We start from the raw sequence: 25,958 nt of genomic DNA on the forward strand, positions 1-25,958 counted from the left end.
GATGGGAGCCATGACAACACAGACGGCCGCCCCGCCCGGTCGGCACCTGGGTCGCGAAACCCGGCAATTGCGCGAGTTGTCAATCGTCGATCCACGGATCGTCCGCAGAGCCGTCGTCGATGCTCTGCTCAAACTCGATCCGCGGCTGATGGTGCACAAGCCGGTGATGTTCGTCGTCTATATCGGCAGCATCTGGACCACGTTGCTATTCGTTCGGGACGCGCCGAAATCCAGTGCCAATGACAATCTGTTCACCGGTCTGGTCGTGCTGTTCTTGTGGTTCACCGTGCTGTTCGGCAACTTCGCCGACGCGATGGCCGAGGGCCGCGGAAAGGCACACGCCGACGCGCTGCGCCGGGCCAGGAAGGAAACCGTCGCCTATGTCCTGCAGCCGGATGGGACTACGAAGGACATTCCCTCCACCGACCTGAAAATCGGTGACCGCTGTGTGGTCGAGGCCGGTCAGGCAATCCCAGGCGACGGCGAGGTGATCGAAGGCATGGCGATGGTCGACGAATCAGCCATCACCGGTGAGTCGGCCCCGGTGGTCCGAGAGTCGGGCGGTGACCTCTCCGCGGTCACCGGCGGCACCGTGGTGCTGTCCGACCGCATCGTTGTCTCGATCTCATCCCCGCCCGGGCAAACCTTTCTGGACCGCATGATCGCTTTGGTGGAGGGTGCGAACCGGCAACGCACGCAGAACGAGCTGGCCCTGACAGTGGTGCTGGTCAGCCTGACGTTCATTTTTCTGGTTGCGGTCAGCACCTTCCAGTTGGTTGCGATCTTCTCGGGAGTCAAGCAGCCGATCGTGTTGTTGGTTGCCCTGCTTGTGCTGCTGTCGCCGACCACCATCGGGGCATTGATTTCGGCCATCGGCATCGCCGGCATGGACCGGATGATCCGCCACAATGTGCTGGCGATGTCGGGGCGGGCAGTGGAGGCCGCCGGCGACGTGACCACGCTGTTGCTGGATAAGACGGGCACCATCACGTTCGGCAACCGGATGGCCACGGCGTTCGTCCCCGTCGGCGCCACCGAAGAACACGCCTTGGCCGAAGCCGCGCACCTATCGTCCCTGGCCGACGAGACGCCCGAGGGCCGTTCGATTGTGGAGTTCGCTGAACAACAGTGCGGCTGCCAGCCGCGCGAAATCGCCGGGGCGAGCCTGGTCAATTTCAGCGCCAAGACCAAGATGTCCGGAATTGACTTGCCAGACCGCAAGATCCGCAAAGGTGCAGTGGCAGCGGTCAGCGACTGGGTCCGCGCCAACGGTGGCACCGTGCCACCTGATACGGACGAGATCGTAGCTCGCATCGCCACCAGTGGCGGGACCCCGCTTGCCGTTGCCGACGAGCATGGCCTGCTGGGCATCGTTCATCTCAAAGACACTGTAAAGCCAGGTATTTCGCAGCGCTTGGGCGCCATGCACCCGTTCGGAATCCGCACCGTGATGGTGACCGGCGACAATCCGGCCACCGCCGCCGCCATCGCCAACGAAGCGGGCGTCGACGAGTTCATCGCTGAGGCGACCCCGGAAGACAAAATGGACCGGATTCGAACCGAACAGGCCGGCGGCGACCTCGTAGCCATGACCGGCGACGGCACCAACGACGCACCGGCTCTGGCGCTGGCCGATGTTGGGGTGGCCATGAACAGCGGCACCCAGGCCGCGAAGGAAGCCGGCAATCTGGTCGACCTGGACAGCGACCCGGCCAAACTCATGGAAATCGTCCAGGTCGGCAAGCAGCTGCTCATCACTCGTGGTTCGCTGACGACGTTCTCGGTCTGCAACGACGTGGCCAAGTACTTCATCGCGATCCCGGCGATGGTCCATGCCGTTTATCCGGAGTTGGCGGCGATCGACGTTCTCAACCTGCACAACCCGCATACGGCCATCCTTTCCGCGGTCATCTTCAACGCGATCATCATCGTGTTGATGATCCCGCTGGCGCTGCGCGGTGTCCGCATCAAGGCGATGGGCGCCACCGCCATGCTCCGCCGGAACGTGTTGATCTACGGCGTGGGCGGATTGATCACCCCGTTCGTGCTCATCAAACTTATCGACATCGCCATCGTCGCCCCGATAGGAATTCGCTAAATGCTGCGTTCCCAGCTGTTTCCGGCGGCCGTGCTCACCTTGCTGGCCAGCGTGGTGCTGGGTGTGGCCTACCCGCTCACCACCTACGGCATCGGCCAACTGGCCTTCCGCCACCACGCGGAAGGCTCCCTGATCAGCCGTGACAACCAAATCGTCGGATCCAGCCTGCTCGGCCAATCCTTCACCGATGCCAGGGGCAACCCGCTGCCACAGTATTTCCAGTCTCGCCCTTCGGCCGCGGGGAACGGCTACGACGGCACCGCCAGCGGGGCAAGCAATCTCGGTCCCAGCGATCCCCGACTGCTCGGCGCCATCCGCGACAGAGCCGCTGCCTACCGCACCTTCAACCAGTTGCCCGGCGATGCGGCGGTGCCGATCGATGCGGTGACCGCCTCCGGATCGGGTCTCGATCCCGACATCTCCGTCGCCAACGCCAACCTCCAGTCATCGCGAGTCGCCGCCGCCCGGCGTCTGTCACCGGAAACCGTTGCGGCGCTGGTGCGCGACCACACCACCGGCCGCGCGCTGGGTTTTCTAGGGGAAACCGTAGTGAATGTCGTCGAACTCAACCTTGCGCTCGATCAGCAGCAGCCGCCGGGACGCTGACGACGACCGTTGCGGCGCCGTCCGGACCCGTTTCCATGCGGAGCGATCCGTCGACTGCCTCGAGCAGGTCGCGCGCCGCCTCGACGGTGAAGTGGTCACCGCCACCATCGGCCGGCCCATGCCCGGAATGGCCTGTCTGAAAACGTATTTCGACCCGATCACCGCACGGAGTCGCAGCGATCGTCGGTGTGCCACCCGGTGAGCTGAGCCTAATTGCGTTGGCGGTCAAGGCCGTTACCACCCGCGTCAGCACCGCGGCGTCGGAAAGCACATTAGGCAAGTCGTCGGGCAACACGACGTTCACCGCGTGATGCCCGGGACCGAGTTCGTCGAGCGCGGCGGCCACCACCTCGGCGACATCCACCTGCCGTATGCGCACATCCAACGCACCGGCCCGGGCCCTGGCCACATCGTCCAGTTCGTTCGCCAGTGCCCCGATCCGGTCGACCGCGCTCTCGAGCGTGTCGATGGGCTCGCCGTCCCGGGCGGCAGCCGGTAAGGCACGCAGTGCCGCGACAGCCCGCTTGGCGGAGTCGACCCCCTCCGTAAGGGCACGATCGGCCGCGGCAGTCAACGCCGTTCGCCTGCGCTCGCTCTCGGCCTGCCGTTCGGCGCCGGCGGCACGTCGGCTGAGCCTGCGCTGGCCCAGGTTCTGGGCGATCTGGGCAGCGCACGCGGTGAAGATCTCCATGTCGGCCGCCGACAACACCGGTCCCCGGCCGGCGAGCATCGAGCAGGGATCCAGCTCGGCCTGCACCGTCGCCTCCTCGATCCCCTCCGGGGGCCGGTCGCCACTGCTGGCGGTGACCACCCAAGCAGCCGACGGCTGCGTGGTCGGGCGTTCCAGAACGCTCAACCCCTCCAGCCCGAAGGTCTCCCGCATCACCTCCAGCAGCTGTGGAAGCTCACCCTCCCCGCGCAGTTGCGCCTCCGCCATCGATGTCAGGACCGCGGCCTCCGCGCTTGACCGGGCGGCAAGCCGGCGTCGCCGGGCACTGACTTCCACGGTCCAGCTCACCAGCAGCGCCACCGCCAGATACACCACAAGTGCCACAACGTCGTCCATGAGCGCGACTCGCAAGGAATACAGCGGCCGCGTCAGGAAGAAGTCGGCCGTCACCGCGGACATGATCGCGGCGATCAGCGCCGGATACCACCCTCCCACCACGGCGATCAGGACGACCACCGCCAGATACACCAGCAGGTCAATGGACAGGCTCAGCCGGGTGCGCAGCAGGGCCAACACAACGGTCATGGCCGGTATCAATACCGCTGTCAGGACGAGCGCCTGCAGGCGCCGGCGTCCACTGACACCGCGCAGCTGCGGAAGCCGCACCGCAAACCGTGACGGCGACTCATCGCTCACCACATGCACGTCAAGGCCCGGGCTCAACCGAGACAGCCGACGGGCCACCACCTCGCGCCCGGTCAACAGGCGCCACCAGGTTCTTGGACGGCTTTCGCCGATGATCACCTGGGTGGCGTTCTCGTGCTGCGCGAACTGTGCCAGCGCGCTGCTCACCTCGGCACCGACCACCTGGTGCCAACTGCCGTCCAAATCCTCGACCAAGGTTCGCAGGCCGGCCAGGGTGGCCGCGTCCGCCCCGGGCAGCCCGTCGCTACGCGACACGTGCACGGCCATCAGGTCGCTGCCCGGTGTGCGCGCCGCCAGCCGCGCCGCCCGCCGTATGAGCGCCTTGCTTTCCGGGCCACCCGACACGCCCACCACGATGCGCTCCCGGGCCTCCCAGCCCGTGCTGATCCCGTGCTCGCTGCGGTAACGGCGCAAGCCCTCATCAACCCGGCCGGCCATCCACAGCAACGCCAGCTCCCGCAGAGCGGTCAGATTCCCCGGCCGGAAATAATGCGACAAAGCCGCATCGATTCGATCCGGCGGATAGATGTCCCCGGCAACCATGCGCCGCCGCAGCGCCTCGGTCGACAGATCCACCAATTCCAGCTCGTCCGCCTCCCGCACGACCACGTCGGGCACCGTTTCGCGCTGCCGCACACCGGTAATGTCGGTCACCACGTCGCCCAGCGACTCGAGGTGCTGAATGTTGAGCGTCGTGATCACGTCGACGCCGGCATCTAGCAGCTCCTTCACGTCCTCCCAGCGTTTGGCATTGCGCGAACCGGGGACATTGGTGTGGGCCAGTTCGTCGATCAGCGCCAGCTGTGGACGGCGGCGCAAAACCGCGTCCACGTCCATCTCCGAAAGCACCCCGCCCCGATACCGGACTTGACGCCGGGGAACCACCTCCAAGCCCTCCACCAGCGCCTGGGTCGCCCGCCTACCGTGCGGTTCGATGTACCCGATCACGCAGTCGACGCCTTGCCGGCACTGGCGATGGCCCTCGAGCAGCATCTCGTAGGTCTTGCCGACCCCCGGAGCAGCTCCCAGGTACACGCGGAGCTTCCCCCGTGCCATCAGCAGCCGATTTCTACGACAGTGCCGGCGCGGCCGTCCACGCGCATCAGCGTAAACCGATTCGCTGATGCGCCGAAGGATCCCGAGAGGCAAGCGTGGGTGCCGAGGCACCCCAGGACCGGTCGGCGCATTGTCGGCTCAGGTGTTGCGGCCGCCGTTGACGCCCAGTATCTGGCCGGTGATGTAGCCGGCCTCCTCGGACACGAAGAACGCGCACGCCGCGGCGATGTCCTCCGGCCTGCCCACCCGACGCACCGGGGTGCGCGCGATGTGGTCTTCGACGGTGCCGCCGAGCAACTGCCGGCGCTCGGCGCTGCGCAGCATCGGCGTATCGATGAATCCCGGCGGAATCGCGTTGACGGTGACCCCGCTCGGCCCGTATTCGAGGGCCAGCGACTTGGTCAGGCCGTTCACCGCGGACTTGGCCGCCACGTAGTGGGCCATGAACGGCTGCCCGGAGTGAGTGCTGGACGACGAGATGTTGACGATGCGCCCCCATCCGGCCTCGACCATGTCGGGCAGCGCTGCCTGGCAGGAGTGGAACACGCCGTTGAGGTTGACGTCGATCACCTTCGACCATTGCTCGAAGGACATGTCCAAGAATTTCTTGAAGCCCTCCACGCCGGCGGCGTTGACAAGCACCAGGATCGGACCGAACGCCTCGCGGATCGCCGACATCGCGGCATCGACCTGCGCGCGGTCGGTGACGTCCGCGACGTACCCCGAGCCGTCCTCGGTGACGGACAGGTCGATGACGGCCACCCGAAATCCGTCGCTGCGCAGTCTCTCGACGATCGCGCGGCCGATCCCGGACGCACCGCCGGTTACCACCGCAGTCTTCACGTGCACGCACCTTCCTGAGCGACCGCCCAGCACGGGGGCTCGACCTTGCCTATCACCCTGGCGCGACGAGGGTCAAGTCGCGCCGCGGCCCGGTTGATTTTTGGCGATCGCCCAATCTAGGGTCCGGTGATGGCCAGGGACTCCACCACGCGGGACATGCTGATCGACGCCACGAGTCGGATCATGGTCGACGAGGGATACGCCGCGGCCACATCGCGACGCGTGGCCGCCGAGGCCGGCGTCAAACCGGCGTTGGTGCACTACTACTTCCCGACGATGGACGATCTGTATCGGGACGTCTTCCGTCGCGGGGCCGCCGCCTACCTGGAACGCCAGCGGGAAGCGCTGGCCTCCGACCGGCCTCTGCACGCCTTCTGGGAGACGCTCGTCGAACCCAAGGACGCCCGGCTGCTGCTGGAGTTCATGGGACTCGCCAACCACCGCAAGGAGATTCGGGCCGAGATCTCCGCGTGGCAGGAGCGGTGGCGCGAGATGCAGATCACCGCGCTCAATTTCATCGTGCGTGAACACGGCCTCGACACAAGCGAATTCCCGCCCGCGGGCATCGCGGTGGTCATCGCCGCGATCGGGCGCACCCTGATCCTCGAACAGACGCTCGGCACCAAGGGCGGCCACGACGAGGCCGTCGCGCTGGTCAAGCGGTTCCTGGACCGGTTCGAGATGCCGACCAAGCACCCGACCTAAGGCAGCACGACCCGCAGGCGCTCCCAGCCGCGGACGGTCGACGTCGACGCCAATTGTGCCGTGTCGTAATCGATGTCCCAGTCGGGCCAGCGGTTGAGCATCTCGTCCAGCGCGACGCGGCCCTCCAGCCGCGCCAGGTTCGCCCCGAGGCAGTAGTGCACGCCCTTGCCGAAGGTGATGTGCGAAATGTTGTCGCGGCGGATGTTGAACGTGTCCGGATCGGTGTAGCGGCGGTGGTCGCGGTTGGCGGCGCCAAACAGCAGCAGCATGGCGCTGCCGGCCGGAACCGTCCGGCCGTAGCACTCGAAATCCTTTGCCATCCAGCGGGCCACGTGGGGTCCGGTGGGTTCGAACCGCAGCGTCTCGTCGACGGTCCGGGTCAGCAGCGACCGGTCCTGGTAGACCTCACGGCGCTGGTCGGGGTGCTCGGCGAGCACTTTGGCCAGCCAGCCGATCAGCCGGCCGGTGGTCTCGTTGCCGGCGCCCGCGACCACCTGGGTGTAGTGCAGCACCTCCTTGCGCGTCAGCTTTCTGCGCACCCCCTGCTCGTCGTCGAACTCGACGTTGAGCAGCGTGGTCATCAGGTCGTCCGACGGGTTCTTGGAGCGCCATTCGACGTAGTCGGCGTAGATGCGGCCGTCGGCGATGGAGTCGGCGTCGGCGACCTTCATGGGCGTACCTGGCTTGGTCCGCAGGTTGGCGTCATTGGCGTCGCGAACCGAAACCTGTTCCGATTCGGGGATTCCCAGCAGCATCCCGATCACCCGCATGGGCATCATCGAGGCGAGCTCGGCGATGATGTCAAAACTCGCCGACCCGGCCAGCGGGTCCAGGCACCGCACGCAGTACCGGCGGATCTGGTCTTCGAGGGCGGCCATCCGGCGCGGCGTGAACACCCGCGACATCAGGCCGCGCAGCCTCGTGTGCTCGGGCGGATCCTGGAACATCATGACGCCGCCGGGCATGTCGAACTTCGACTGGATCAGTTCGAGGATGTCGCTGCGACGGTTGGAGAACACCTCCCAGTTGCCCAGAGCGCGTTCGACGTCGGAAAACCTTGATATCGCCCAAAAGTCGTACTTTTCGTTGTAGTAGATCGGCGCTTCTTCGCGCAGCCGCGCGTAGGTCGGGTACGGGTCGGCGATGATGCCCGTGTCGTAGGGGTCGTAGTAGACGTCGGTGTCGCTGGTGACGGTCATCGATGCTTTCCTCACTTCAGGCAGCTGCCGGCGTCGACGGGCAGCGCGACCTCTTGCGCCGGCCGGACCGCGTGACTCCTGCCCTGCCCGCGCGCCGCGCCGGTCACGAACGCGACCTGGCCGTCCATCCGGCCCGCCATAGCGACCTCGATTTCCGCCAATTTTGGGCGATCGCCCAATTTCTGCCGCACGCCATGTCTAGCAGCAGCGACCGGAGCTCGTCAAGCACTCGACGCGGTTCGTGGTTTCAGACAGTGGGGATGCCCAGAATCAATGCGAGGCCGCGCTCGATCTGCTGCATCGTTTCGGGTTCCAGAGTTCCCAGTCGCTCCAGCAGCCGCGTGCGAGCGACGGCGCGTACGCCACGACAAACCGCGACGCTTTCGGCGTCCACGCCTTCGGCAGGCGAGATGCGCGGCCGCAATGGGCTATCGGCAAGAGAACTCGACACCGGTACCACCACGACGAGTTCATCGTCGATTCCGACGAGTATGTCGTCGACGGAGACGACGACGGCGGGCCGGTGCTTGCCTGGTTCACCGGGGCGAGCTGCGCCGAGGGCGACCAGCCACAGCTCACCGCGTCTGAGTTCAGGCAAGACCGTCGCTGACCGTGACGTCCCAATCGCTGTTCTCGGCGCGTGCAGCTTGCAGCGCCGCCTCGGCGCGGCTGGCGTCGCGTTCGGCGCGGAAGATCGCTTCGTGATCGGCACGGGCGGCCAGCTCCGCGAGCAGGGCAGCGATAGAGATTCCCCGCGCGCGCGCCTGGGCCGCCAGCAGGTCGCGCGTGTGGACCGGAACTCTGATTGTAGTCGTCGGTGTAGACATATTCCGTAGTCTATTCGGTAGATATTAATTTTTCAGGTGAGGCCCCGCCCAGCGGCGAAAAGCGGGATTGTGCGCCAGAAGTGCGGACGATTAGCCGGCCGTATTCAATCTGTGAAGATTAATCACGCCGGTGTGAAAGCTTCGTTAAGAACGCGGCGGACCGCGGCTTCCCCCTGCACCGTGGACGTATGACGCTGTTCGAGCTGCTTCCATCGCCGCGGCGCGAGGTGGATCCGCACCTCGACCGGGCGATCTGGCCGCTGACCAGTTTCGTGGATGAGCTGGGCCGGTTGCGCGTCGGCGGGGTGGCCGCAACGGACCTTGCCGCCGAATTCGGTACCCCTGCCTACGTCGTCGACGAGGATGACTTCCGGGCGCGCATCCGCGGTTATCTCGCGGCGCTTCCGGGCGTCGAAGTGATCTACGCCGGTCGGGCGCTGCTCAGCGCGGCCGTGGCCGGCTGGGCCGCCGACGAGGGCGCGGGCGTGGACGTCTGCTCCGGCGGCGAGCTGGCCACCGCGCTCACCGGCGAGGTGCCGCCGTCGAAGATCATCCTCGACGGCAACGCCAAGACCGCCGGCGAGCTGGACGACGCGGTCACCGCCGGGGTCGGGCGGATCGTGATCAATACGCCGAACGAGATCGCGCTGCTCGCCGGGCGGGTGCGCCGGCGGCAGCGTGTGCTGATTCGGGTGATTCCCGACGTCGATGCCGGCGCGCTGAGCGCGGGGGTGCTCGACCAGAAATTCGGGTTTGCGATGGCGGGCGGCCAGGCGGCCGGCGCGGTGAAGCGCGTCCTGGGTCAGCCGTGGCTCGACCTGGTTGGGTTGCATTGTCAGCTCGGGTCGCAGCTGGCCGACGCCGGGCTGTACGGCGAGGCGATCCGGCAAGTGCTGGCCTTGATGGCCGAGGTCCGTGACCGCCACGGGGTGGTGCTGGGCGAGCTCAACCTCGGCGGCGGGCACGCGGTCCCGTATCGGTCCGGCGACCCCGAACTCGACCCGCGATCGCTGGGCGCGGTCGTCCACACCGCGGTCAGCTCCGCGTGCGCGGAACACGGTTACCCCCGCCCGCGCGTCGTGCTCCAGCCGGGCCGGGCGATCGCGGCCCGCGCCGGGATCACGCTCTACCGGGTGGTCGCGGTCAAACGCCAGCCCGACGGACGCACCTTCGTCGCGGTGGACGGCGGCATGAGCGACAATCCGCGCATCGCGGGCGTCGACGCGAGATACGCCGTGGCACTGGCCAATCGGCAGGGGCCGTGCGCCGCCGCACCGGTCACGGTGGTGGGTAGGCACTGCGAGTCCGGCGACGAGATCGCCCGCGACGTCGTGCTGCCCGCCGATATCCATCCCGGCGATCTGCTCGCGGTGGCGTGCACCGGTGCCTATCACTACTCGACGGGATCGAGCTGCAGCCTGGTGGGCCGCCCACCCCTGATCGCCGTCACCGGGGGCAAGGCGCGCGAACTGGTGCGCCGCGAGACCATCGCCGACCTCCTGGGCCGAGACCGTGGCTGGTCGGGCCACTCCGATAAAGGCGGATCACGATGTATGCCATAGCCGTTGGCGAGAGCTGGGCCGCGCGGGCATTCTCCCGCGCGGCATCGGTGCGCATCACGGCGGCCTACGCCATCCTGCTGGCCGCGATCTCGGTCGTCTTGAATGCGCTCGGTCCTCACGCGCGCGAGGTTGCGGTGAGCCGCATGAGCACCAACTTGCACAATCTCGCGCACGGCCACCTGAGCACGCTGGTGGGCAGCGCGTTCGTCGAGGACGGCGGGGAGATCTGTCTTTGGCTGCCGTGGCTGGTCTGCTTGCTGGCCCTGGGCGAATTGATCTGGCGGGGCAAAGGTTTGGTGGTCGCGTTCGCGGTCGGCCATGTCGGCGCCACGTTACTCGTCGCGGTGGGGCTGGTCGTCGCGCTCAAGGCGGGATGGCTGCCGTTCTCAATTGCGCGGGCGAGCGACGTCGGGGTCAGTTACGGCGCGGTGTGCGTGCTGGGCGCCTTGACGGCGTCCATACCGTCGCGCTGGCGCCATCTTTGGGTCGGGTGGTGGCTTGGCATCGCGCTGATGGCGGCCTCGGGGGCGGACTTCACCGCCGTCGGGCACGTCCTGGCGCTGCTGCTCGGCATCGGTTTGTCCTTCCGGCTACCGTCGGCGGCCGAGTGGACGCCCGTGCGGGTCGCTTTGCTGATCGGCGGCGCCGGCTTCGGTTATTTCGTGCTGTCGGGCTCATCGGTGGAGACGACGGTCGCTGGTTTGGGGGGGACGCTCATCGCGTTACTTGCCGGCCAGCTGGCGCAGGTGCGCTACGCCGCGTCACAACCCGAATTTGTGCCCCAGCCGGCAGCGGCCTAGCTCGACGCTGCGGTCTGACGGGCCGCCTCCTGGGCCAGCTGCACCCGCGAGGTGAGGCCCAGTTTGGCGTAGACGTGCGTCAGGTGGGATTGCACGGTCCGCGGCGAGACGAACAGCCGGGTGGCGATGTCGTTGTTGCCGAGTCCCTCGCTGACCAGGCGGACGATATCGCGCTCAGCCGGGGTGAGCGAGGCCCAACCGCTGGCCGGGCGTTTGCGTTCCCCGCGGCCACGCTGCGCGTAAGCGATCGCCTCTTCAGGCGAAAGAGCCGTGCCCTCGGCCCACGCGCATTCAAAGTCTTTCTCCCCTAGGGCATCACGAATCCGCTTCACCGAAGCCTCGTAGCCGGGGTCCCACACCTTGAAGCGCACCGCGCCCGTACATTTCCGCAGAGCCTCCGCCGCGCCGAAGAGCCGCGCGCCTTCGCAGTGACTGCCGCGATCGCCCGCCAACATGGCTAGGCACTCCAACAGATCGGAAGTGCCAAGAAACGCTTGCATGTTGGCGGCGATTGCGAGCGCGTCGTAGGCGTCGCGCTCGGCCAGATCCGGCTCACCCTGCGCGATCGCCACCCGAGCGCGTCTGCTCAGCGCCACCATCAGGTACCAGCCGGTCGCCGTCGACACGGCCTCGTTGGCCACACGGCGTGCCGCAACCAGATCCCCGCCCGCCAATGCGGCCTGCGCACCGACGGCACGCCCAACCGCCTTGGTCGCCGGCTGAACATCGTGGTAATGCCAGACCACTTCCATTGCGTCCAGCGCCGTCGCAGCATCGCCGGCGGCCAGAGCCGCAGCAGACAACGCTAAATAGGCGTTGCCCGTAGCAATGCCACCCAGCTCGGTGGCGCCTTCGATGGCCGCGTCCGCCGCGGCTCGGGCCGCGGCGGCATCACCCTGATACGCGAGCGCGATGCCCTGGCCCGCAAGGCTTAGCGCCCGATAGATCCCGTCGTGCGCTCCCTCCGCCTCGGCGACCAGTTCGGCGAATTGTGCGACGGCTCCGGTCAAATCACCCTGCATCAGTTGTGCCAATCCAAGGCACCAGCGGCATTGGCGCAACGCGAACCGATCACCGATCGCCCCGGCGAGGTCGCGTCCCTCTTGACCGGCCTCGCGCGCCGCAACCGGGTCACCCACCGTGACTGCCCCGCGCGCCTGCCAGGCGAGGATCTGGCTGAGCCTCCACTGATCGCCTGCCGCCCGGGCCAGGCCGTCCGCCTCGGCGAAGTACGGCCACGCCGGCTCGGCGTTGTATGCGGCGATCAGGCCGCAGGCGGTCAGCGCCCGGGCCAGCAGGGCTGGATCGTCCGCGTCCCGTGCGAGAGCCACAGCCTGCTGTGCCTGATCCAGGCTGCTGTAAGCGCCCGCAACGGTGGCGAGCACCGCCTTATCGGCCATCGCTCGCGCCCGCACGGCTGCCGCCACTACGACGTGCGGCGCATTGTCATCGGTGAAGGCCGCCTCGAACCAGGCCAGCCCTTCCCGGACGAGGCCGCGCGCTTGCCAGAGCGGCTGCAGCGAGGACGCCAGCGCTAACGCCAGCTCGACGTTGGAGTTTTCCCGGCTCCACCCAAAAGCGGCACGCAGGTTGTCGATCTCTGTTTCGGCCTGCTCGAGACGTTGCTCATAGGTGCCGCGCGCCGGCGCGTCGAGCAGCGCCGCCAGCGCCGTGTAGTAATCACGATGCCGCGACCGCACGGTGTCGGCTTCACCGGACTCACCGAGTTTCTCCAGCGCGTACTGGCGCACGGTTTCCAGCAACCGATAACGCGTTCGGCGCCTTACGCTTTCGGCGACGACTAATGATTTGTCGACCAACAGGGTGAGCTGATCGAGGACCTGGTAACGCTCCAGCCCATCGGCGCCGGCCACTCCCTGCGCCGCGTCAAGGTCAAATCCGCCCAGAAACACAGCCAGCCGACGCAACAGGATCCGTTCGGTCTCGGTCAGCAGCGCATGCGACCAGTCCACCGAGGCTCGCAACGTCTGCTGGCGACGCACCGCAGTACGCGCACCGCCGGTCAACAACCGAAACCGATCATGCAGGCTGTCCAGTATCTCGCCCACCGACAACGCTCTCACCCGCGCCGCCGCCAGCTCGATCGCGAGCGGCATCCCATCCAATCGCTGGCAGATCTCGGCGATGCTAGCGATGTTGTCGTCGGTCACGGCGAAGCCGGTCTGAGCCAGCCTGGCCCGGTCGGTGAACAACTCGATGGCCTCATCGCCCAGCGACAGGGACGGCACCCGCCACGTCGCCTCACCAGGCACACCGATCGGTTCACGACTGGTTGCCAGCAGCGTCAGCCCCGGCGCCGCACCCAAGAGCGCGACGACCATCTCGGCGCACGCATCAAGCAGGTGCTCGCAGTTGTCCAACACCACCAGCAGCTGACGGTCATGAACAAACCGCAGCAGCGTATCCATTGTCGAGCGGCCAGGCTGATCAGGCAGACCCAGTGCGCGTGCCACCGTGACCGGCACGACGGCGGGATCCGTAATCGGAGCCAGGTCCACATACCAGACACCCTCGGCATGGCCGGCGGCCAACTGATTTGCGACGTGCACCGCTAGGCGTGTCTTCCCCACGCCGCCCGCACCGGTCAGAGTGACCAACCGGTTGCGCGCCAATGATTCTCGCACTTCGACCAGCTGTTGGTCACGGCCGACAAAGCTGGTGAATTGCGTCGGAACATTGTGCATTGCAACGCTTTTTGGGGTGCGCAAGGGTGGGAAGTCGTTGCGTATGTCGGGATGACACAGCTGCACGACGCGTTCGGGGCGGGCAACACCGCGCAGCTCATGGGTGCCCAAATCGGTCAGCCAAGCATCGGCCGGTAGCGTGTCAGCCACAAGATCCTCGGTCACACCCGACAGCACCGTCTGCCCGCCATGGGCCAGATCGCGCAACCGCGCGGTCCGGTTGATGGTGGGGCCAATGTAATTACCCTCGTCGCGCAGTTGCACCTCACCGGTGTGCACGCCGATGCGCAAGCTCACCGGGGCCAGCGGCGCCCGCTGCAACTCCAGCGCACACGCCACGGCATCACTGGCCCGAGCGAACGCCACAACAAAGCTGTCGCCCTCACCCTGCTCCACCGGACGCACCCCGCCATGGGCGGCCACCAGATCCGACAGCGCCTCATCCAACCGCGCGAAAGCCGCCGTCATCGGCTCGGGCTGGGTCTCCCACAGCCCGGTGGAGTTTTCGACGTCGGCAAGAAGCAGCGTCACCGTGCCCGTCGGCAAAAGCCCGATCACGCCAAGCTCGCTCCAGTCCACCCCCGGTAGATCCGCGCGTGGATCAATCTCGCTCATGTTAATCAGCGTGTGCCCGCATCAGCCATAAAACATCAGCGGAAACGCGCAAACTCGGCACAAAGATGCGCGGGTTTTCTCCGCGCTTACTCAGCGTTGCCGTGAGACGGGGAGCGATGCCGTGTCGCTCTCGTCGTCGTAGCCACGGTCTCCCCAGTGGCGCGGAGAACTGCCGAAGTGTTTACCATCGCTGCCCTCCAGGTCGTCTTGAATGGCCTTTTGCGCCTTGGGAGGCAGCGTGTGCAGCATCTCGCGCACCCGGGCCCTGCGGCGCTCCACCGCCTTACGCTCCGGCATCCCCGGCGTGGCGACGACTTGCGGCGGCACTCCCTCGATGTCCTCGACGCCGCCGGCGTGCTGACCGGCGTCGAGCATGGCCTGCTCCTCGGCGATCGTCGCCTCGTCCTTTTCCTCCGACATGCCGATCGGGCCGATGCGGCGCCCGTTGAGGAACTGCCCGACAACCGGCTCATCGCTGGTCAACAACACTTCACGCGGGCCGAACATCACCAGTCTGCGGCGGAACAGCATGCCGATGTTGTCCGGCACGGTACGGGCGACGTTGATGTTGTGCGTCACGATCAGGATGGTCGCGTCGGTCTGCGCATTGATGTCGATGAGGAGCTGGCACAGGTAGGCCGTACGGACGGGGTCCAGACCGGAGTCGGGCTCGTCGCACAGGATGATCTCCGGGTCGAGCACCAACGAGCGGGCCAGGCCGGCGCGCTTCTTCATGCCCCCGGAGATCTCACCGGGCATCTTGTGCTCGTCGCCGCCAAGGCCCACCAACTCGAGCTTCTCCATGACGATGTCATGGATCTCGCTCTCCTTCTTCTTGGTGTGCTCGCGCAAAGGGAACGCGGTGTTGTCGTACAGGTTCATCGAGCCGAACAGCGCGCCGTCCTGGAACATCACGCCGAACAGCCTGCGGATGTCGTAAAGCTCCTTGGCGGTGCTCTTGATGATGTCCTGGCCGTCGATGACGATCGAGCCGCGTTCCGGTTGCAACAGTCCGATCAGGGACTTCAAAAACACCGACTTGCCGGTTCCGGACGGCCCTATCAGCCCGCTGACCTCACCCGGAGGGATGTCCATCGTGACGTCTTCCCACACCCGGGAAGGCCCGAAAGACTTGCTGAGGCCAGCGACCGAAATTCCGATGCCCATGTGCATGCTCCCCACGGTTTTGCCGGCCACCGCATTCACCGGCCGTAGGACCGGGATAGCCGTTTGGTCGCGGCGCAACCGTCTGAGCCGAGAATTCGTGGAATCAGGCCTGGCGGGCCGCCTCCTGGGCCAGCTGCACGCGAGACGCGAGGCCCAGTTTGGCGTAGACGTGGGTGAGATGCGATTGGACGGTGCGGGGCGAGACGAACAGCCTGGTGGCGATGTCGTTGTTGCCCAGCCCCTCGCCGACAAGTCGCACGACGTCGCGCTCCGCGGGGGTGAGCGACGCCCAGCCGCTGCTGGGGCGTTTGCGTGCGCCGCGGCCACGCTGCGCGAAGGCGATCGCCTCTTCGGTGGACAACGCCGCGCCCTCGGCCCACGCCGCGTCAAACTCACTGTCGCCCATGGCTTCTCGCAGGGCGGCCACTGCGGCTTCGCACGCGGCGTCATAGACCTTGAAGCGGACCTCGCCGATCCGTTGCCGGATGGCGTGTGCGGCGCCAAAGAGCCGGGCGGCTTCCCGATGACTACCGGCGCCCCCGGCTAGGGCGCCAAGGCACTCGAGAGTGTCGGCAACGCCTGAGCGCGCCTGCATGTCGGCGGCGCATTTGAGCGCGTCGTGGGCGCTGCGTTCTGCCAGTTCGAACTCGCCCTGTGCGATCGCCACCCGGGCGCGCGTGGTCAGCGCCGACGTTGACCAGATGCCGGCCGTCGTCGACACGGCCTCCTCGGCCCAAAACCGGGCGGCTGCGAGATCCTTATCCGCTAGCGCCGCCTCGGCATTCCAGATGCGCTGCGCCCGCTCCGCGCCGCCACTCACCAGAATTCTGTGTCGCAGGCTGGCCTCGCGCGCCTCGTGCGCCGCCGCTCCATCCCCCGCGGCCAGGGCGGCGGTCCCCAACGCCATATGTCCTACTGCCGCGAACCGGCCGCCGACCTCAGCGCCGACCTTGAGGATCGCCGCGCCCACCGCGCGGGCCGCAGCCACCTCCCCCTGGCGTGTTAGTGCCATGCTCTGGCCGGCCAGGCCGTACACCCTACCGAGCTCGTCGTGATCCGCCTCGGCCTCAGCTGCCACCTCACCGCACAGTGCGGCGGCCCCGGCTAAGTCACCGCTGAGGTGCCGCGCCGCCGCAAGGTAAAACCGACACATACGCGAGCTGAATCTGTCGCCGATCGCGTCGGCGAGGTCGCGCCCCTCCTCGCAAGCTGCGCGCATCCGTAGCGGGTCGACGACGTGGGCGTACCGCGCCCGCAGGGCATAGATCTGGCTGAGAAGCCATCGATCGTCGACTGCACCTGCCAGACCGATCGCCTCCGCGGCACAGGTTTGGGCCACCTCGACGTGATAGACGAGGCTGGCGGTGAATCCGCAAGCGGTCAATGTCCGGGCCAGCAGGGCCGGATCATCGAGGCCTCGCGCGATCGCCACCGCATGCTCGGCTTGCTCCAGGCAGTCGACGCCTAGATGAGCCCCGAGCATGGCCCGATCGGCGACCGCCCGAGCGCGCACAGCGGCCCCCAACCCGGGGTGCGGTTCCTCCAGATCGGCGAGCGTGGCGTCAAACCAGGCCAGCCCTTCCCGGATGCGTCCCCGCGCGAGCCACAGCGGCTGCAGCGAGGACGCCAGCGCCAACGCTCGCTCCACGTCGGAAGTTTCCCGGCTCCAAGCGAACGCGGCGCGCAGGTTGTCGATCTCGGTTTCGGCCTGCGCAAGACGCCGTCCGTAGTCGTTGTCGGCCGGCGCATCGAGCAGAGCGGCCATCGCCGTGTAGTGATCGCGGTGACGCGTTCGGACGGCATTGGCGTCGACCGACTCGCTGAGCTTTTCCTGGGCAAATTGGCGGACTGTTTCCAGCAGGCGGTATCGCGTTGCGCCACAGGCTTGTTCGGCTACCACGAGGGACTTGTCGACCAGCAGCGTGAGGAGGTCGATCACCTGGAAGCGCTCCACCTCGTCGTGGCCGCCGACCGCCTGGGCAGCCGCCAGATCGAAGCCACCGACAAACGCCGCTAGCCGGCGAAACAGCACCCGCTCCGGTTCGGTCAACAGGGTGTGCGACCAATCCACCGAGGCGCGCAACGTCTGCTGGCGGCGCACCGCGGTGCGCGCACCCCCGGTCAGCAACCGGAATCGGTCATGCAGACTGCCGACTATCTCGGCCAGCGACAGCGCCCGCACCCGCGCCGCGGCCAATTCGATCGCCAGAGGTATTCCGTCGAGGCGCTGGCAGATCTCGCCCACCACGGCAGAGTTGTCCTCGGTGAGGGTGAAGCCCGTCTGCGCCAAACGTGCGCGATCAGTGAACAACTCGACCGCCTCGTCAGCCAGCGACAGTGACGGCACCCGCCACGTCGCTTCGCCAACCACTCCGATCGGCTCCCGACTCGTGGCTAGCAAGGTCAACCGCGGCGCCCCACCCAGCAGCGCGACGACCAATTCGGCGCACGCATCGAGCAGGTGCTCGCAGTTGTCCAGCACCATCAACATGTGGCGGGCACTAACAAACCGCAGCAGCGTGTCCATCGTGGAGCGGCCGGGCTGGTCGGGCAAACCCAGTGCCCGTGCCGCCGCGACGGGCACCGCGGCGAGATCGGTGATCGGCGCCAAGTCCACATACCAGACACCCTCGGCGTATTCGGGCGCCAGTTGGCTCGCGATTTCCACCGCCAGGCGCGTCTTGCCCACGCCGCCCGCGCCGGTTAAGGTCACGATCCGATTCTGCGCCGACAGCTTTCGCACCTCGGCCAGCTGTGGCACGCGGCCGACGAAGCTGCTGAACTGCGGCGGAAGATTGTGCCCCGCAATGCCTTTCGGCGTCCGCAAGGGCGGGAACTCGTTGCGGAGATCGGGATGGCACAGCTGCACCACCCGCTCCGGGCGGGGAATGCCGCGCAGCTCGTGGGTGCCCAGATCGGTCAGCCACGCATCAGGGGGCAGCGTGTCGACGACCAACGACTCGGTCACGCCCGACAGCACCGTCTGGCCGCCGTGGGCCAGATCGCGCAGCCGCGCCGTCCGATTGATGGTGGGCCCGATGTAGTTGGCCTCGTCGCGCAACTGTACTTCGCCGGTATGCACGCCGATGCGCAAGCCGATCGGCGCCAACGGTGCCCGCTGCAAACCCAGCGCGCAGGCCACCGCGGCACTGGCCCGGGAGAACGCCACCACAAAGCTGTCGCCCTCACCCTGCTCGACCGGCCGCACCCCACCATGCGCGGCCACCAGTTCCGACAAGACCTCGTCCAGCCGCTCGAACGCCGTGGTCATCTGCTCGGGCTGGGTCTCCCAAAGCCGCGTCGAGCCCTCGACGTCAGCCAGCAGCAGCGTCACCGTGCCGGTCGGCAAAAGCCCGCTCACGCCAAGATCGCTCCAGTCCACCCCCGGTAGGTGCACGCGCGGATCAACCTCGCTCATGCTAGCCAGCATGCGGCCAACACAGATAAGAAACATCAGCGGAAACGCGGAGATTATCGCCGACTGAATGCGGATCTTGCGACGTCAGCCGGTTCAAACGGTCCGCCGACTGCTGCCGCAGGGTGGTGGCGAGCGACCACTCGTCCACTGCCAACCGAGTCCGGACATCCGACCCGTCAGCACGGATCTACGCATTGCGGCCGATGGTCTGGGCCCGCGTTCAGCGAATAGTCGTTTCCACACCAACGCACGGAGGCGACTATGACCACCGACACGGCATCCACCTGCACGTGCCCGACCGTCTTCGACGCGGGCCTGCCCAGCATCGCCTACGACCACCTCACCGACTTCGAGGAGGCGCACCGCATCGTCGCCGCGGTCCGAGAGCGGGCGCCGATCGCGATCGGACCGCACGCGCCCGAGGTATTGAGCTACAGGCTGGTGCACGCAGTGCTGCGCGACCCGCGCTTCGTCAGCGCCCGCGGCCTGGGACTCGATCTGCAGGGCGTCACTTCCGGCCCGCTGTGGGAGCGCGCCGCCGCCAGCCTCCTGAGCCTCGACGGCGAGGCGCACCACCGGTTGCGCCGGCTGGTCTCGAAGGCTTTCGCGCCGCGCGGCGCCGAACGGCTGCGCGCTCTGGCCGTCGAGATCATCACAGAGCTCATCGACCCGCTCACTCCGCTCGGACGCTGCGACGTGGTCAGCGACATCGCCCGCCCCTATCCGACTCCGGTCATCTGCGCCCTGCTGGGCGCTGCACGCGAGGATTGGCCGAAGTTTTCCGCCTGGGCCGACCAGATCAAAAAGGTGTTCGACTGGAACGTCGCCCAGGACGGGCCGGCGATCCTCGCAGCATTGGAGGAGCTCGACGCCTACATCGAGGAAATGATCAACCTCCGGCGCAACACGTTGACGGACGATCTGATCTCGGACCTGATCCGCGCCGAAGACGACGGCGACCGCCTCACCCACGAAGAACTGGTCAGGTTGGCCGGGGGGCTGCTGAGTGCCGGCACCGACACCACCCGCAACCAGCTCGCGGCCACGGTGCAAGTCCTGGCCGACCATCCGGACCAGTGGGCACTGCTGGCCCAGAACCCCGAGCTGACCGGGAACGCCGTTAATGAGCTGATGCGTTACTGTCCAATCGTTTTCGCCGTCGCGCGCAAGGCGGCCGAAGACATCGAACTGGCCGGGGTGATGATCCCGGCAGGCACCCTCGTGCTGGCGAACACGGCTTCGGCCAACCGGGATCCGGCCGTATACGACGAGCCGGATCGCCTCGACATCACCCGCACCGATCCGCCACCCATGCTCACCTTCGGCGGCGGAACGCATTACTGCCTGGGCGCACACCTCGCGCGGCTCGAACTCACCGAGGCCCTGCGTATCATCACTCAGCGCATGCCCAACCCGCACCGCACCGAACCCGCGCAGTGGAAGGCAATGACCGGAATCATCGGCCCGATCAGCGTGCCGCTCGAATTCGACAGCGCGCATTGACGATTGGGGCGCCGGCGCCGGTCATGCGTGGCGGGCGGCCTCCTGCGCAAGCTGCATGCGGGAGGAAAGGCCGAGTTTGGCGTACACGTGGGTGAGGTGGGACTGAACCGTCCGCGGTGAGACGAAAAGCCGAGTGGCGATGTCGTTATTGCCGAGCCCGTCGGTGACCAACCGCACGACGTCGCGCTCGGCCGGGGTCAGCGATGCCCACCCGCTCGAAGGTCGTTTGCGTTCGCCGCGGCCGCGCTGCGCGTAGGCGATCGCCTCCTCGGCGGACAGCGCGGCGCCTTCGGCCCACGCGGACTCGAAGTCATTGTTGCTCATCGATTTTCGGAGGTCCGCTATCGCGTTCTCGTAACCGGCGTCCCAGATTTTGAATCGGACTTCGCCGGTGCGTTGCCGGACGCCTTGTGCGGCACCGAACAACCGGGCGGCCTCGCGATGACTGCCGGCCTGCCCCGCCAGCGCGGCGAGGCACTCGAGGATGTCGGCAAGACCTGAACCCGCCCGCATGGCGGCGGCGCGTGCGAGCGCGTCCTGAGCATCATGCCGGGCCTTCTCCAGCTCACCTTGCGTGATCGCCACGCGAGCGCGTGTGGCCAGCGCAAACATCAGCCACCAGCCGGTCGTTGTCGCGACTGCTTGGTCGGCGGCACGCTGGGCCGCGAGCAGATCCCCGCCCGCCAGCGCGGCCTGCGCACTGAACACGAGTGGCCATGCAGCCTGCGCGGGCAAGACACTCCAGTGCCGCCAGGCGCTCTCGCTAGCGTGTTGTGCCGTCGCAACATCGCCAGCGGCCAGGGCTGCCGAAGCCAACGCCAGTGAGCCGAGACCCGCAGCCATTCCGCCCACTTCAGAGGCGGCCTCGACGGCCGCATCGGCAGCCACCCTGGCCGCACGCACGTCACCCTGGCTGGCCAGCGCCACGCTCTGGCCGGCAAGGCCGTATGCCAGAAAGGTAAGGTCGTGAGCCGCCTCGGCCTCGGCGGTCACCGCGCGGAACTGAGTGGCGGCTCCGGCCAGATCGCCCTCGAGGTCCTTTGCCACTGCGAGGCACCATCGGCACTGCCGCGACGCGAACCGGTCGCCGATCGCGTCGGCAAGATCGCGTCCTTCCTCGCCGGCTACGCGCATCGCGAACGGGTCACCGGCCGTGGTTGCCGCGCGCGCCTGCCAAGCGAGGATCTGGCTCAACCCCCAGGGGTCGCCCAATTTTCGGGCCAGGCCGATGGCCTCGGTGAAATACGGCCCCGCCGGCTCGGCGCTGACCGCGGCGATTGGGCCGCAGGCGGTCAGCGCCCGGACTAGCAAGGCCGGGTCATCGACCTCGCGCGCGATCAATAGGGCTCGCTGAGCCTGCTCGAGGCCTTCAGCGGCGCCCATCAATGTGGCGAGCACGGCCTTGTCGGCGAGCGCCCGCGCGTACACGGCTGGCGCGACGTCGCCGTCGTGCGCGTCGATATCGGCGAAGGCGGCGTCAAACCACGCGGCTCCTTCGCGGACGCGCCCGCGCGCTTGCCACAGCGGCTGCAGCGACGACGCCAGCTCCAGCGCAGCCTCGGTGCCGGAGTTCTCGAGGCTCGAGGCGAACGCGGCGCGGAGGTTGTCAATCTCGGTCTCGGCCTGCTCGAGGCACCGCTCGTAACCGTTGCCCCCCGGGGCGTCGAGCGCCGCGGCGAGCGCCTTGAAGTGATCCCGGTGACGCGATCGTACGGCGTCCGCCTCCCCGGACTCACCGAGTTTCTCGGCGGCGTATTGACGCACAGTCTCCAGCAGCCGGTAGCGCATATCGCCACCCAATTCTTCGGCGACCACAAGTGATTTGTCGACCAGCAGGCCAAGTTGGTCCACGGTCTGATAACGCTCCACCTCGGTGTCGGCCCCCACGGCTTGCGCTGCGTCCAAGTCGAATCCGCCCAGGAACGCGGCCAGCCGGCGAAACAGGATCCGTTCGGGTTCGCTGAGCAGGGCGTGCGACCAGTCCACCGAGGCGCGCAGTGTCTGCTGGCGGCGCACCGCGGTACGCGCACCCCCGGTCAGTAGCCGGAAGCGGTCATGCAGGCTGTCGAGTATCTGAGACAACGACAACGCACGCACCCGTGCGGCGGCCAACTCGATCGCCAGAGGCATGCCGTCGAGGCGGGCGCAAATCTGAGTGATCAGCGCGGTGTTGTCGTCGGTGATACTGAAGTCGGGCCTGGCTTTCCGGGCGTGGTCGGCGAACAACTCGACGGCCTCATCTGCCAGTGATAGCGACGGCACCCGCCAGATCAGTTCGCCGGCGACGCCGAGCGGTTCGCGGCTGGTGGCCAAAATGGTCAGCCGCGGGCAGCCGGCGAGCAGCTCAACGACTACATCCTGGCTTGCGTCGAGCAGGTGCTCACAGTTGTCGAGCAGCAACAGGATGCGTCGGTCGCGGACAAACCGCAGCACGCTATCCATGGTGGAGCGGCCCGGCTGGTCCGGCAGACCCAGTGCGCGGGCTACCGCGAGAACCACAAGCCCGGGATCGGTGAGCGGCGCCAGGTCTACATACCAGACACCATCGTCGTACTCACCAGTGACTTGGTTGGCGACCTCCGCCCCAAGGCGCGTCTTGCCGGCGCCGCCGGCCCCGGTCAGGGTGACCAGGCGGTTCTGCGCCAGCAGTCCGCGCACCTCGCTCAGCTCCGCACCGCGGCCCACAAAACGGGTGAACTGCGGTGGAAGGTTTTGCGCTGCAAGGCCTTCCGATGTCCGCAATGGTGGGAACTCGTTGCGCAGGTCGGGATGGCACAACTGCGCCACTCGTTCAGGGCGGGGGACGCCGCGCAGCTCATGGGTGCCCAGATCGCTCAGCCACACATCAGCCGGCAGCGTGTCGACAACCAGTGCCTCGGTCACCCCCGACAGCACCGTCTGGCCGCCATGGGCCAGATCGCGAAGCCGCGCAGTGCGATTGATTGTCGGGCCGATGTAGTTGGCCTCGTCGCGCAGCTGCACCTCACCGGTGTGTACGCCGATCCGCAAACTCACCGGGGCCAGCGGCGCCCGCTGCAACTCCAGCGCGCACGCCACCGCATCGCTGGCCCGGGAGAACGCCACCACAAAGCTGTCGCCCTCGCCCTGCTCGACCGGCCGCACCCCAGCATGCGCGGCCACCAGTTCCGACAAAACCTGATCAAGTCGCGCGAACGCCGCGGTCATCTGCTCGGGCTGGGTCTCCCAGAGCCGCGTCGAACCCTCGACGTCAGCCAGCAGCAGCGTCACCGTGCCGGTCGGCAAAAGCCCGCTCACGCCAAGATCGCTCCAATCCACCCCCGGTAGGTCCGCGCGCGGATCAATCTCGCTCATGCTAGCCAGCATGCGGTCCCCGGACGAGCAAAACATCAGCGCAAATGCGTAGAGCCCTGGGTTTTCGGCGCGGGATTCCGCCCAACTCAAAGCCGAGCGGCGCACTGCGGTCCCCCGTTTGACAGCATGGCATCAGCAATTGCGACGCTATGCTGCACCATGCGGACCACGGTGACACTGGATGACGACACGCTCGTCGTCATCAGACGCCTGATGCAAGAACGCCAAATCTCGTTCAAGCAGGCGCTCAACGACGCCATCCGCCAGGGTGCGCAACGGCGACCGGCTCCCGCGATTTTCGAAACGCGCACCGCTGATCTGGGTGTGCCGTCGGTGAACCTGGACCGGGCCCTGCAGATCGCCGGCGAACTCGAGGACGAAGAACTGATCCGGCGACAGCGCCGCGGCGCATGAGGATCGTCGATGCCAACGTCCTGCTGTACGCCGTCAACACCGCCGCGGACCACCACGAGGCTTCACGGCGCTGGCTCGACGGCCCGCTGTCCGGCGGCGACACCGTCGGCCTCGCCTGGGTGGCGCTGCTCGCATTCGTGCGATTGACGACTCGGCACGGGCTGTTCCCTACGCCCCTGACAGCCGACGCGGCAATGACCCAAGTGCTCGACTGGTGCAACGCACCAGGCGCCGTGATCGTGACGCCCACCCCGCGCCACAGCGACGTGCTATCCGGGCTGCTATCCCACGTCGGCGCGGGAGGAAATCTCGTCAGCGACGCCCACCTGGCCGCTTTGGCGATCGAGCACCGCGCACGAATAGTCAGTCACGACAGCGATTTCGGACGATTCGATGGCGTCCGGTGGGAAACACCGGAGTCGTTGTTGACCTGATGAAGGCGTTTGATCCGGTGGGGCCCGCCCGATCCCCGTAGTACTGTCGGGCCGTGGCACAAGTTCTCCAGGCCCAGGTTTGTGTTGCCGGAGGCGGTCCCGCCGGTCTCGTTCATGCCCTGTTGCTTGCCCGCGCCGGGATCAGGGTTGTTGTCTTGGAGAAGCACAACGACTTCCTGCGTGACTTCCGCGGCGACACCGTGCACCCGAGCACCCTGCGGATCATGGACGAGCTCGGCATTGTCGACGAGCTCCTGCGCCTACCGCACACCAAGGTAAACAGAATCGCTTTTGACACCGACGGCTCCATTCGCACCTTGGGCACCTTCGGCGTGCTCAAGCGGCTCGGCTTCCCGCAGCCCTATATCGCGTTGATGCCGCAGTGGGACTTCCTCGACTTCCTCGCTGAAAAGGCCTCTGCATACCCGGAATTCACGTTGGTCCGTAACGCCGAGGTCAAGGATTTGATCGTCGACGGCGATCGAGTGATCGGCGTGCGCACGCCCGAACTGGAGGTACGCGCCGACCTGGTGGTCGGTGCCGACGGGCGCAAATCCGCGGTGCGGGCCGCGGCCGGCCTGCAGATCGCGGCGGCGCACTCCCCGATGGACGTGTTGTGGTTTCGGCTGAACTGGCGCCCGGGTGATCCGCAAGAGCTCTACGGGGTGATCCGGAAAGGCCTCATCATGGCGATGATCTACCGGAGCGACTATTGGCAGATCGCCTATTTGATGCCGAAGGGCTCGAATCCTCGCGACGGATCGCTGGAGGCGTTCAAGGAACGCCTGGTGACCGCCCGACCGCAGCTGCGCGAACACGTCAACGACCTGAAATCCTGGGACGAAACAAGTCTGCTCGACGTGCGGGTGGACCGGCTGAAGACGTGGTGGCGCACCGGCGTGCTGTGCATCGGCGATGCGGCCCATGCGATGTCACCGATCGGAGGCGTCGGCATCAACCTCGCCGTTGCCGATGCGGTGGCAGCGGCCAACATCCTGTGCGCCCCCCTGCGCGAAGGCCGTCTCAGCGACGCAGACCTCGCCAAAGTGCAGCGCCGGCGAGAGTTGCCCGCCCGGGTCATCCAGGCTGTTCAAGTGCTCGCTCAGGATCGGGCGATCGCGCCAAATCTGAACGGTGACCTGTCCCCGATCCGCATCCCGGCGGTCGTCGGTCGCGGCCCCCTGCAATTCATCCCGCCGATTTTGTTCGGTCGGGGCCTTCGCCCCGAGCACGTGCGCACTCCCGACGTGCACACCGGCTAGCAGAGCTGTTCCCGACGCCGAAAGCAAGATAAACGA

18 protein-coding genes and 1 pseudogene are annotated in these 25,958 nt (G+C 67.1%); 9 read left to right on the plus strand and 10 right to left on the minus strand.

Annotated features, from left to right (window positions below; genetic code table 11):
- The first annotated feature begins 10 nt into the window (after window positions 1–10).
- Window positions 11–2,098 carry a potassium-transporting ATPase subunit KdpB gene (gene kdpB, locus A5696_RS17935; protein ID WP_067881870.1) on the plus strand — a complete coding sequence of 696 codons (2,088 nt, stop codon included), beginning with the start codon at window positions 11–13 and terminating at the stop codon, window positions 2,096–2,098.
- A 3-nt stretch (window positions 2,099–2,101) separates the two neighbouring features.
- Window positions 2,102–2,704, plus strand: coding sequence for a K(+)-transporting ATPase subunit C (kdpC, locus tag A5696_RS17940; protein ID WP_369803365.1), 603 nt, complete (start codon window positions 2,102–2,104; stop codon window positions 2,702–2,704).
- On the opposite strand, the gene A5696_RS17945 is transcribed toward kdpC, so the two are convergent.
- Window positions 2,664–5,135, minus strand: coding sequence for a DUF4118 domain-containing protein (locus A5696_RS17945; protein ID WP_067881875.1), 2,472 nt, complete (start codon window positions 5,133–5,135; stop codon window positions 2,664–2,666). The genes kdpC and A5696_RS17945 overlap by 41 nt on opposite strands.
- A gap of 138 nt (window positions 5,136–5,273) precedes the next feature.
- Window positions 5,274–5,978, minus strand: coding sequence for an SDR family NAD(P)-dependent oxidoreductase (locus A5696_RS17950; protein ID WP_067882015.1), 705 nt, complete (start codon window positions 5,976–5,978; stop codon window positions 5,274–5,276).
- A gap of 156 nt (window positions 5,979–6,134) precedes the next feature.
- Here A5696_RS17950 and A5696_RS17955 point away from each other — a divergent pair, with 156 nt between their 5' ends.
- Window positions 6,135–6,683 (plus strand): TetR/AcrR family transcriptional regulator, encoded by a 549-nt coding sequence (locus tag A5696_RS17955; protein ID WP_156738473.1) that lies wholly within the window; start codon window positions 6,135–6,137, stop codon window positions 6,681–6,683.
- Here the strand turns inward: A5696_RS17955 and A5696_RS17960 are convergent.
- The 4 genes and pseudogenes from A5696_RS17960 to A5696_RS17970 all read right to left on the minus strand — a co-directional run bounded on the left by A5696_RS17960 (window position 6,680) and on the right by A5696_RS17970 (window position 8,709).
- Window positions 6,680–7,882, minus strand: coding sequence for a cytochrome P450 (locus A5696_RS17960; RefSeq protein ID WP_067881881.1), 1,203 nt, complete (start codon window positions 7,880–7,882; stop codon window positions 6,680–6,682). The genes A5696_RS17955 and A5696_RS17960 overlap by 4 nt on opposite strands.
- Before the next feature lie 44 nt (window positions 7,883–7,926).
- Window positions 7,927–8,022, minus strand: a pseudogene (locus A5696_RS27720) (SDR family mycofactocin-dependent oxidoreductase); the annotation flags it as partial.
- Between the two features lie 107 nt (window positions 8,023–8,129).
- Window positions 8,130–8,480, minus strand: a complete 351-nt coding sequence (locus tag A5696_RS27215) for a type II toxin-antitoxin system PemK/MazF family toxin (RefSeq protein WP_082969054.1) — start codon at window positions 8,478–8,480, stop codon at window positions 8,130–8,132.
- Window positions 8,473–8,709, minus strand: coding sequence for an antitoxin (locus A5696_RS17970; RefSeq protein WP_067881887.1), 237 nt, complete (start codon window positions 8,707–8,709; stop codon window positions 8,473–8,475). The genes A5696_RS27215 and A5696_RS17970 overlap by 8 nt, the downstream gene beginning before the upstream one ends.
- Before the next feature lie 188 nt (window positions 8,710–8,897).
- Between A5696_RS17970 and lysA the strand changes: the two genes are divergently transcribed.
- On the plus strand, window positions 8,898–10,271 hold the full coding sequence (lysA, locus tag A5696_RS17975; protein ID WP_067881889.1) for a diaminopimelate decarboxylase: 1,374 nt from the start codon (window positions 8,898–8,900) through the stop codon (window positions 10,269–10,271).
- Window positions 10,259–11,071: a rhomboid-like protein gene (locus A5696_RS17980; RefSeq protein ID WP_067881892.1), complete on the plus strand. Its 813-nt coding sequence runs from the start codon at window positions 10,259–10,261 to the stop codon at window positions 11,069–11,071. Before lysA ends, A5696_RS17980 begins: the two co-directional genes overlap by 13 nt.
- On the opposite strand, the gene A5696_RS17985 is transcribed toward A5696_RS17980, so the two are convergent.
- From A5696_RS17985 to A5696_RS17995, 3 genes are all read right to left on the minus strand, one after another.
- On the minus strand, window positions 11,068–14,334 hold the full coding sequence (locus A5696_RS17985; protein ID WP_231964375.1) for a LuxR C-terminal-related transcriptional regulator: 3,267 nt from the start codon (window positions 14,332–14,334) through the stop codon (window positions 11,068–11,070). The genes A5696_RS17980 and A5696_RS17985 overlap by 4 nt on opposite strands.
- A gap of 147 nt (window positions 14,335–14,481) precedes the next feature.
- A complete protein-coding gene (locus A5696_RS17990) occupies window positions 14,482–15,558 on the minus strand; it encodes an ABC transporter ATP-binding protein (RefSeq protein ID WP_067882018.1) in 1,077 nt (358 codons plus the stop codon).
- A gap of 103 nt (window positions 15,559–15,661) precedes the next feature.
- Complete coding sequence (locus A5696_RS17995) at window positions 15,662–18,988, minus strand: LuxR C-terminal-related transcriptional regulator (RefSeq protein ID WP_082956220.1); 3,327 nt, start codon at window positions 18,986–18,988, stop codon at window positions 15,662–15,664.
- A 249-nt stretch (window positions 18,989–19,237) separates the two neighbouring features.
- Here A5696_RS17995 and A5696_RS18000 point away from each other — a divergent pair, with 249 nt between their 5' ends.
- Complete coding sequence (locus A5696_RS18000) at window positions 19,238–20,479, plus strand: cytochrome P450 (protein ID WP_067881897.1); 1,242 nt, start codon at window positions 19,238–19,240, stop codon at window positions 20,477–20,479.
- Between the two features lie 21 nt (window positions 20,480–20,500).
- On the opposite strand, the gene A5696_RS18005 is transcribed toward A5696_RS18000, so the two are convergent.
- Window positions 20,501–23,824 carry a LuxR C-terminal-related transcriptional regulator gene (locus A5696_RS18005; protein WP_067881900.1) on the minus strand — a complete coding sequence of 1,108 codons (3,324 nt, stop codon included), beginning with the start codon at window positions 23,822–23,824 and terminating at the stop codon, window positions 20,501–20,503.
- A 147-nt stretch (window positions 23,825–23,971) separates the two neighbouring features.
- Between A5696_RS18005 and A5696_RS18010 the strand changes: the two genes are divergently transcribed.
- Genes A5696_RS18010 through A5696_RS18020 form a run of 3 tightly spaced genes read left to right on the plus strand, consistent with a single transcriptional unit; the run spans window position 23,972 to window position 25,922 of the window.
- Complete coding sequence (locus A5696_RS18010; protein WP_067881903.1) at window positions 23,972–24,226, plus strand: antitoxin; 255 nt, start codon at window positions 23,972–23,974, stop codon at window positions 24,224–24,226.
- Window positions 24,223–24,660 carry a type II toxin-antitoxin system VapC family toxin gene (locus A5696_RS18015; protein ID WP_067881906.1) on the plus strand — a complete coding sequence of 146 codons (438 nt, stop codon included), beginning with the start codon at window positions 24,223–24,225 and terminating at the stop codon, window positions 24,658–24,660. Before A5696_RS18010 ends, A5696_RS18015 begins: the two co-directional genes overlap by 4 nt.
- A gap of 53 nt (window positions 24,661–24,713) precedes the next feature.
- Window positions 24,714–25,922, plus strand: a complete 1,209-nt coding sequence (locus A5696_RS18020; protein ID WP_082956221.1) for an FAD-dependent oxidoreductase — start codon at window positions 24,714–24,716, stop codon at window positions 25,920–25,922.
- Window positions 25,923–25,958: the final 36 nt, after the last annotated feature.

This window comes from Mycobacterium sp. E2699 (genome assembly GCF_001666745.1).
In the GTDB taxonomy this organism is placed as follows: domain Bacteria; phylum Actinomycetota; class Actinomycetes; order Mycobacteriales; family Mycobacteriaceae; genus Mycobacterium.

Excerpts from the sequence above, each read along its gene's own strand:
- A5696_RS17960 (WP_067881881.1), bottom strand. The coding sequence starts at position 7,882 with ATGACCGTCACCAGCGACACCGACGTCTACTACGACCCCTACGACACG.
- lysA (WP_067881889.1), top strand. The coding sequence starts at position 8,898 with ATGACGCTGTTCGAGCTGCTTCCATCGCCGCGGCGCGAGGTGGATCCG.
- A5696_RS17990 (WP_067882018.1), bottom strand. The coding sequence starts at position 15,558 with ATGGGCATCGGAATTTCGGTCGCTGGCCTCAGCAAGTCTTTCGGGCCT.
- A5696_RS18010 (WP_067881903.1), top strand. The coding sequence starts at position 23,972 with ATGCGGACCACGGTGACACTGGATGACGACACGCTCGTCGTCATCAGA.
- A5696_RS18005 (WP_067881900.1), bottom strand. The coding sequence starts at position 23,824 with ATGCTGGCTAGCATGAGCGAGATTGATCCGCGCGCGGACCTACCGGGG.
- A5696_RS17970 (WP_067881887.1), bottom strand. The coding sequence starts at position 8,709 with ATGTCTACACCGACGACTACAATCAGAGTTCCGGTCCACACGCGCGAC.
- kdpB (WP_067881870.1), top strand. The coding sequence starts at position 11 with ATGACAACACAGACGGCCGCCCCGCCCGGTCGGCACCTGGGTCGCGAA.
- A5696_RS18000 (WP_067881897.1), top strand. The coding sequence starts at position 19,238 with ATGACCACCGACACGGCATCCACCTGCACGTGCCCGACCGTCTTCGAC.
- A5696_RS17995 (WP_082956220.1), bottom strand. The coding sequence starts at position 18,988 with ATGCTGGCTAGCATGAGCGAGGTTGATCCGCGCGTGCACCTACCGGGG.
- A5696_RS17945 (WP_067881875.1), bottom strand. The coding sequence starts at position 5,135 with ATGGCACGGGGGAAGCTCCGCGTGTACCTGGGAGCTGCTCCGGGGGTC.
- A5696_RS17955 (WP_156738473.1), top strand. The coding sequence starts at position 6,135 with ATGCTGATCGACGCCACGAGTCGGATCATGGTCGACGAGGGATACGCC.
- A5696_RS18015 (WP_067881906.1), top strand. The coding sequence starts at position 24,223 with ATGAGGATCGTCGATGCCAACGTCCTGCTGTACGCCGTCAACACCGCC.
- A5696_RS17980 (WP_067881892.1), top strand. The coding sequence starts at position 10,259 with ATGTATGCCATAGCCGTTGGCGAGAGCTGGGCCGCGCGGGCATTCTCC.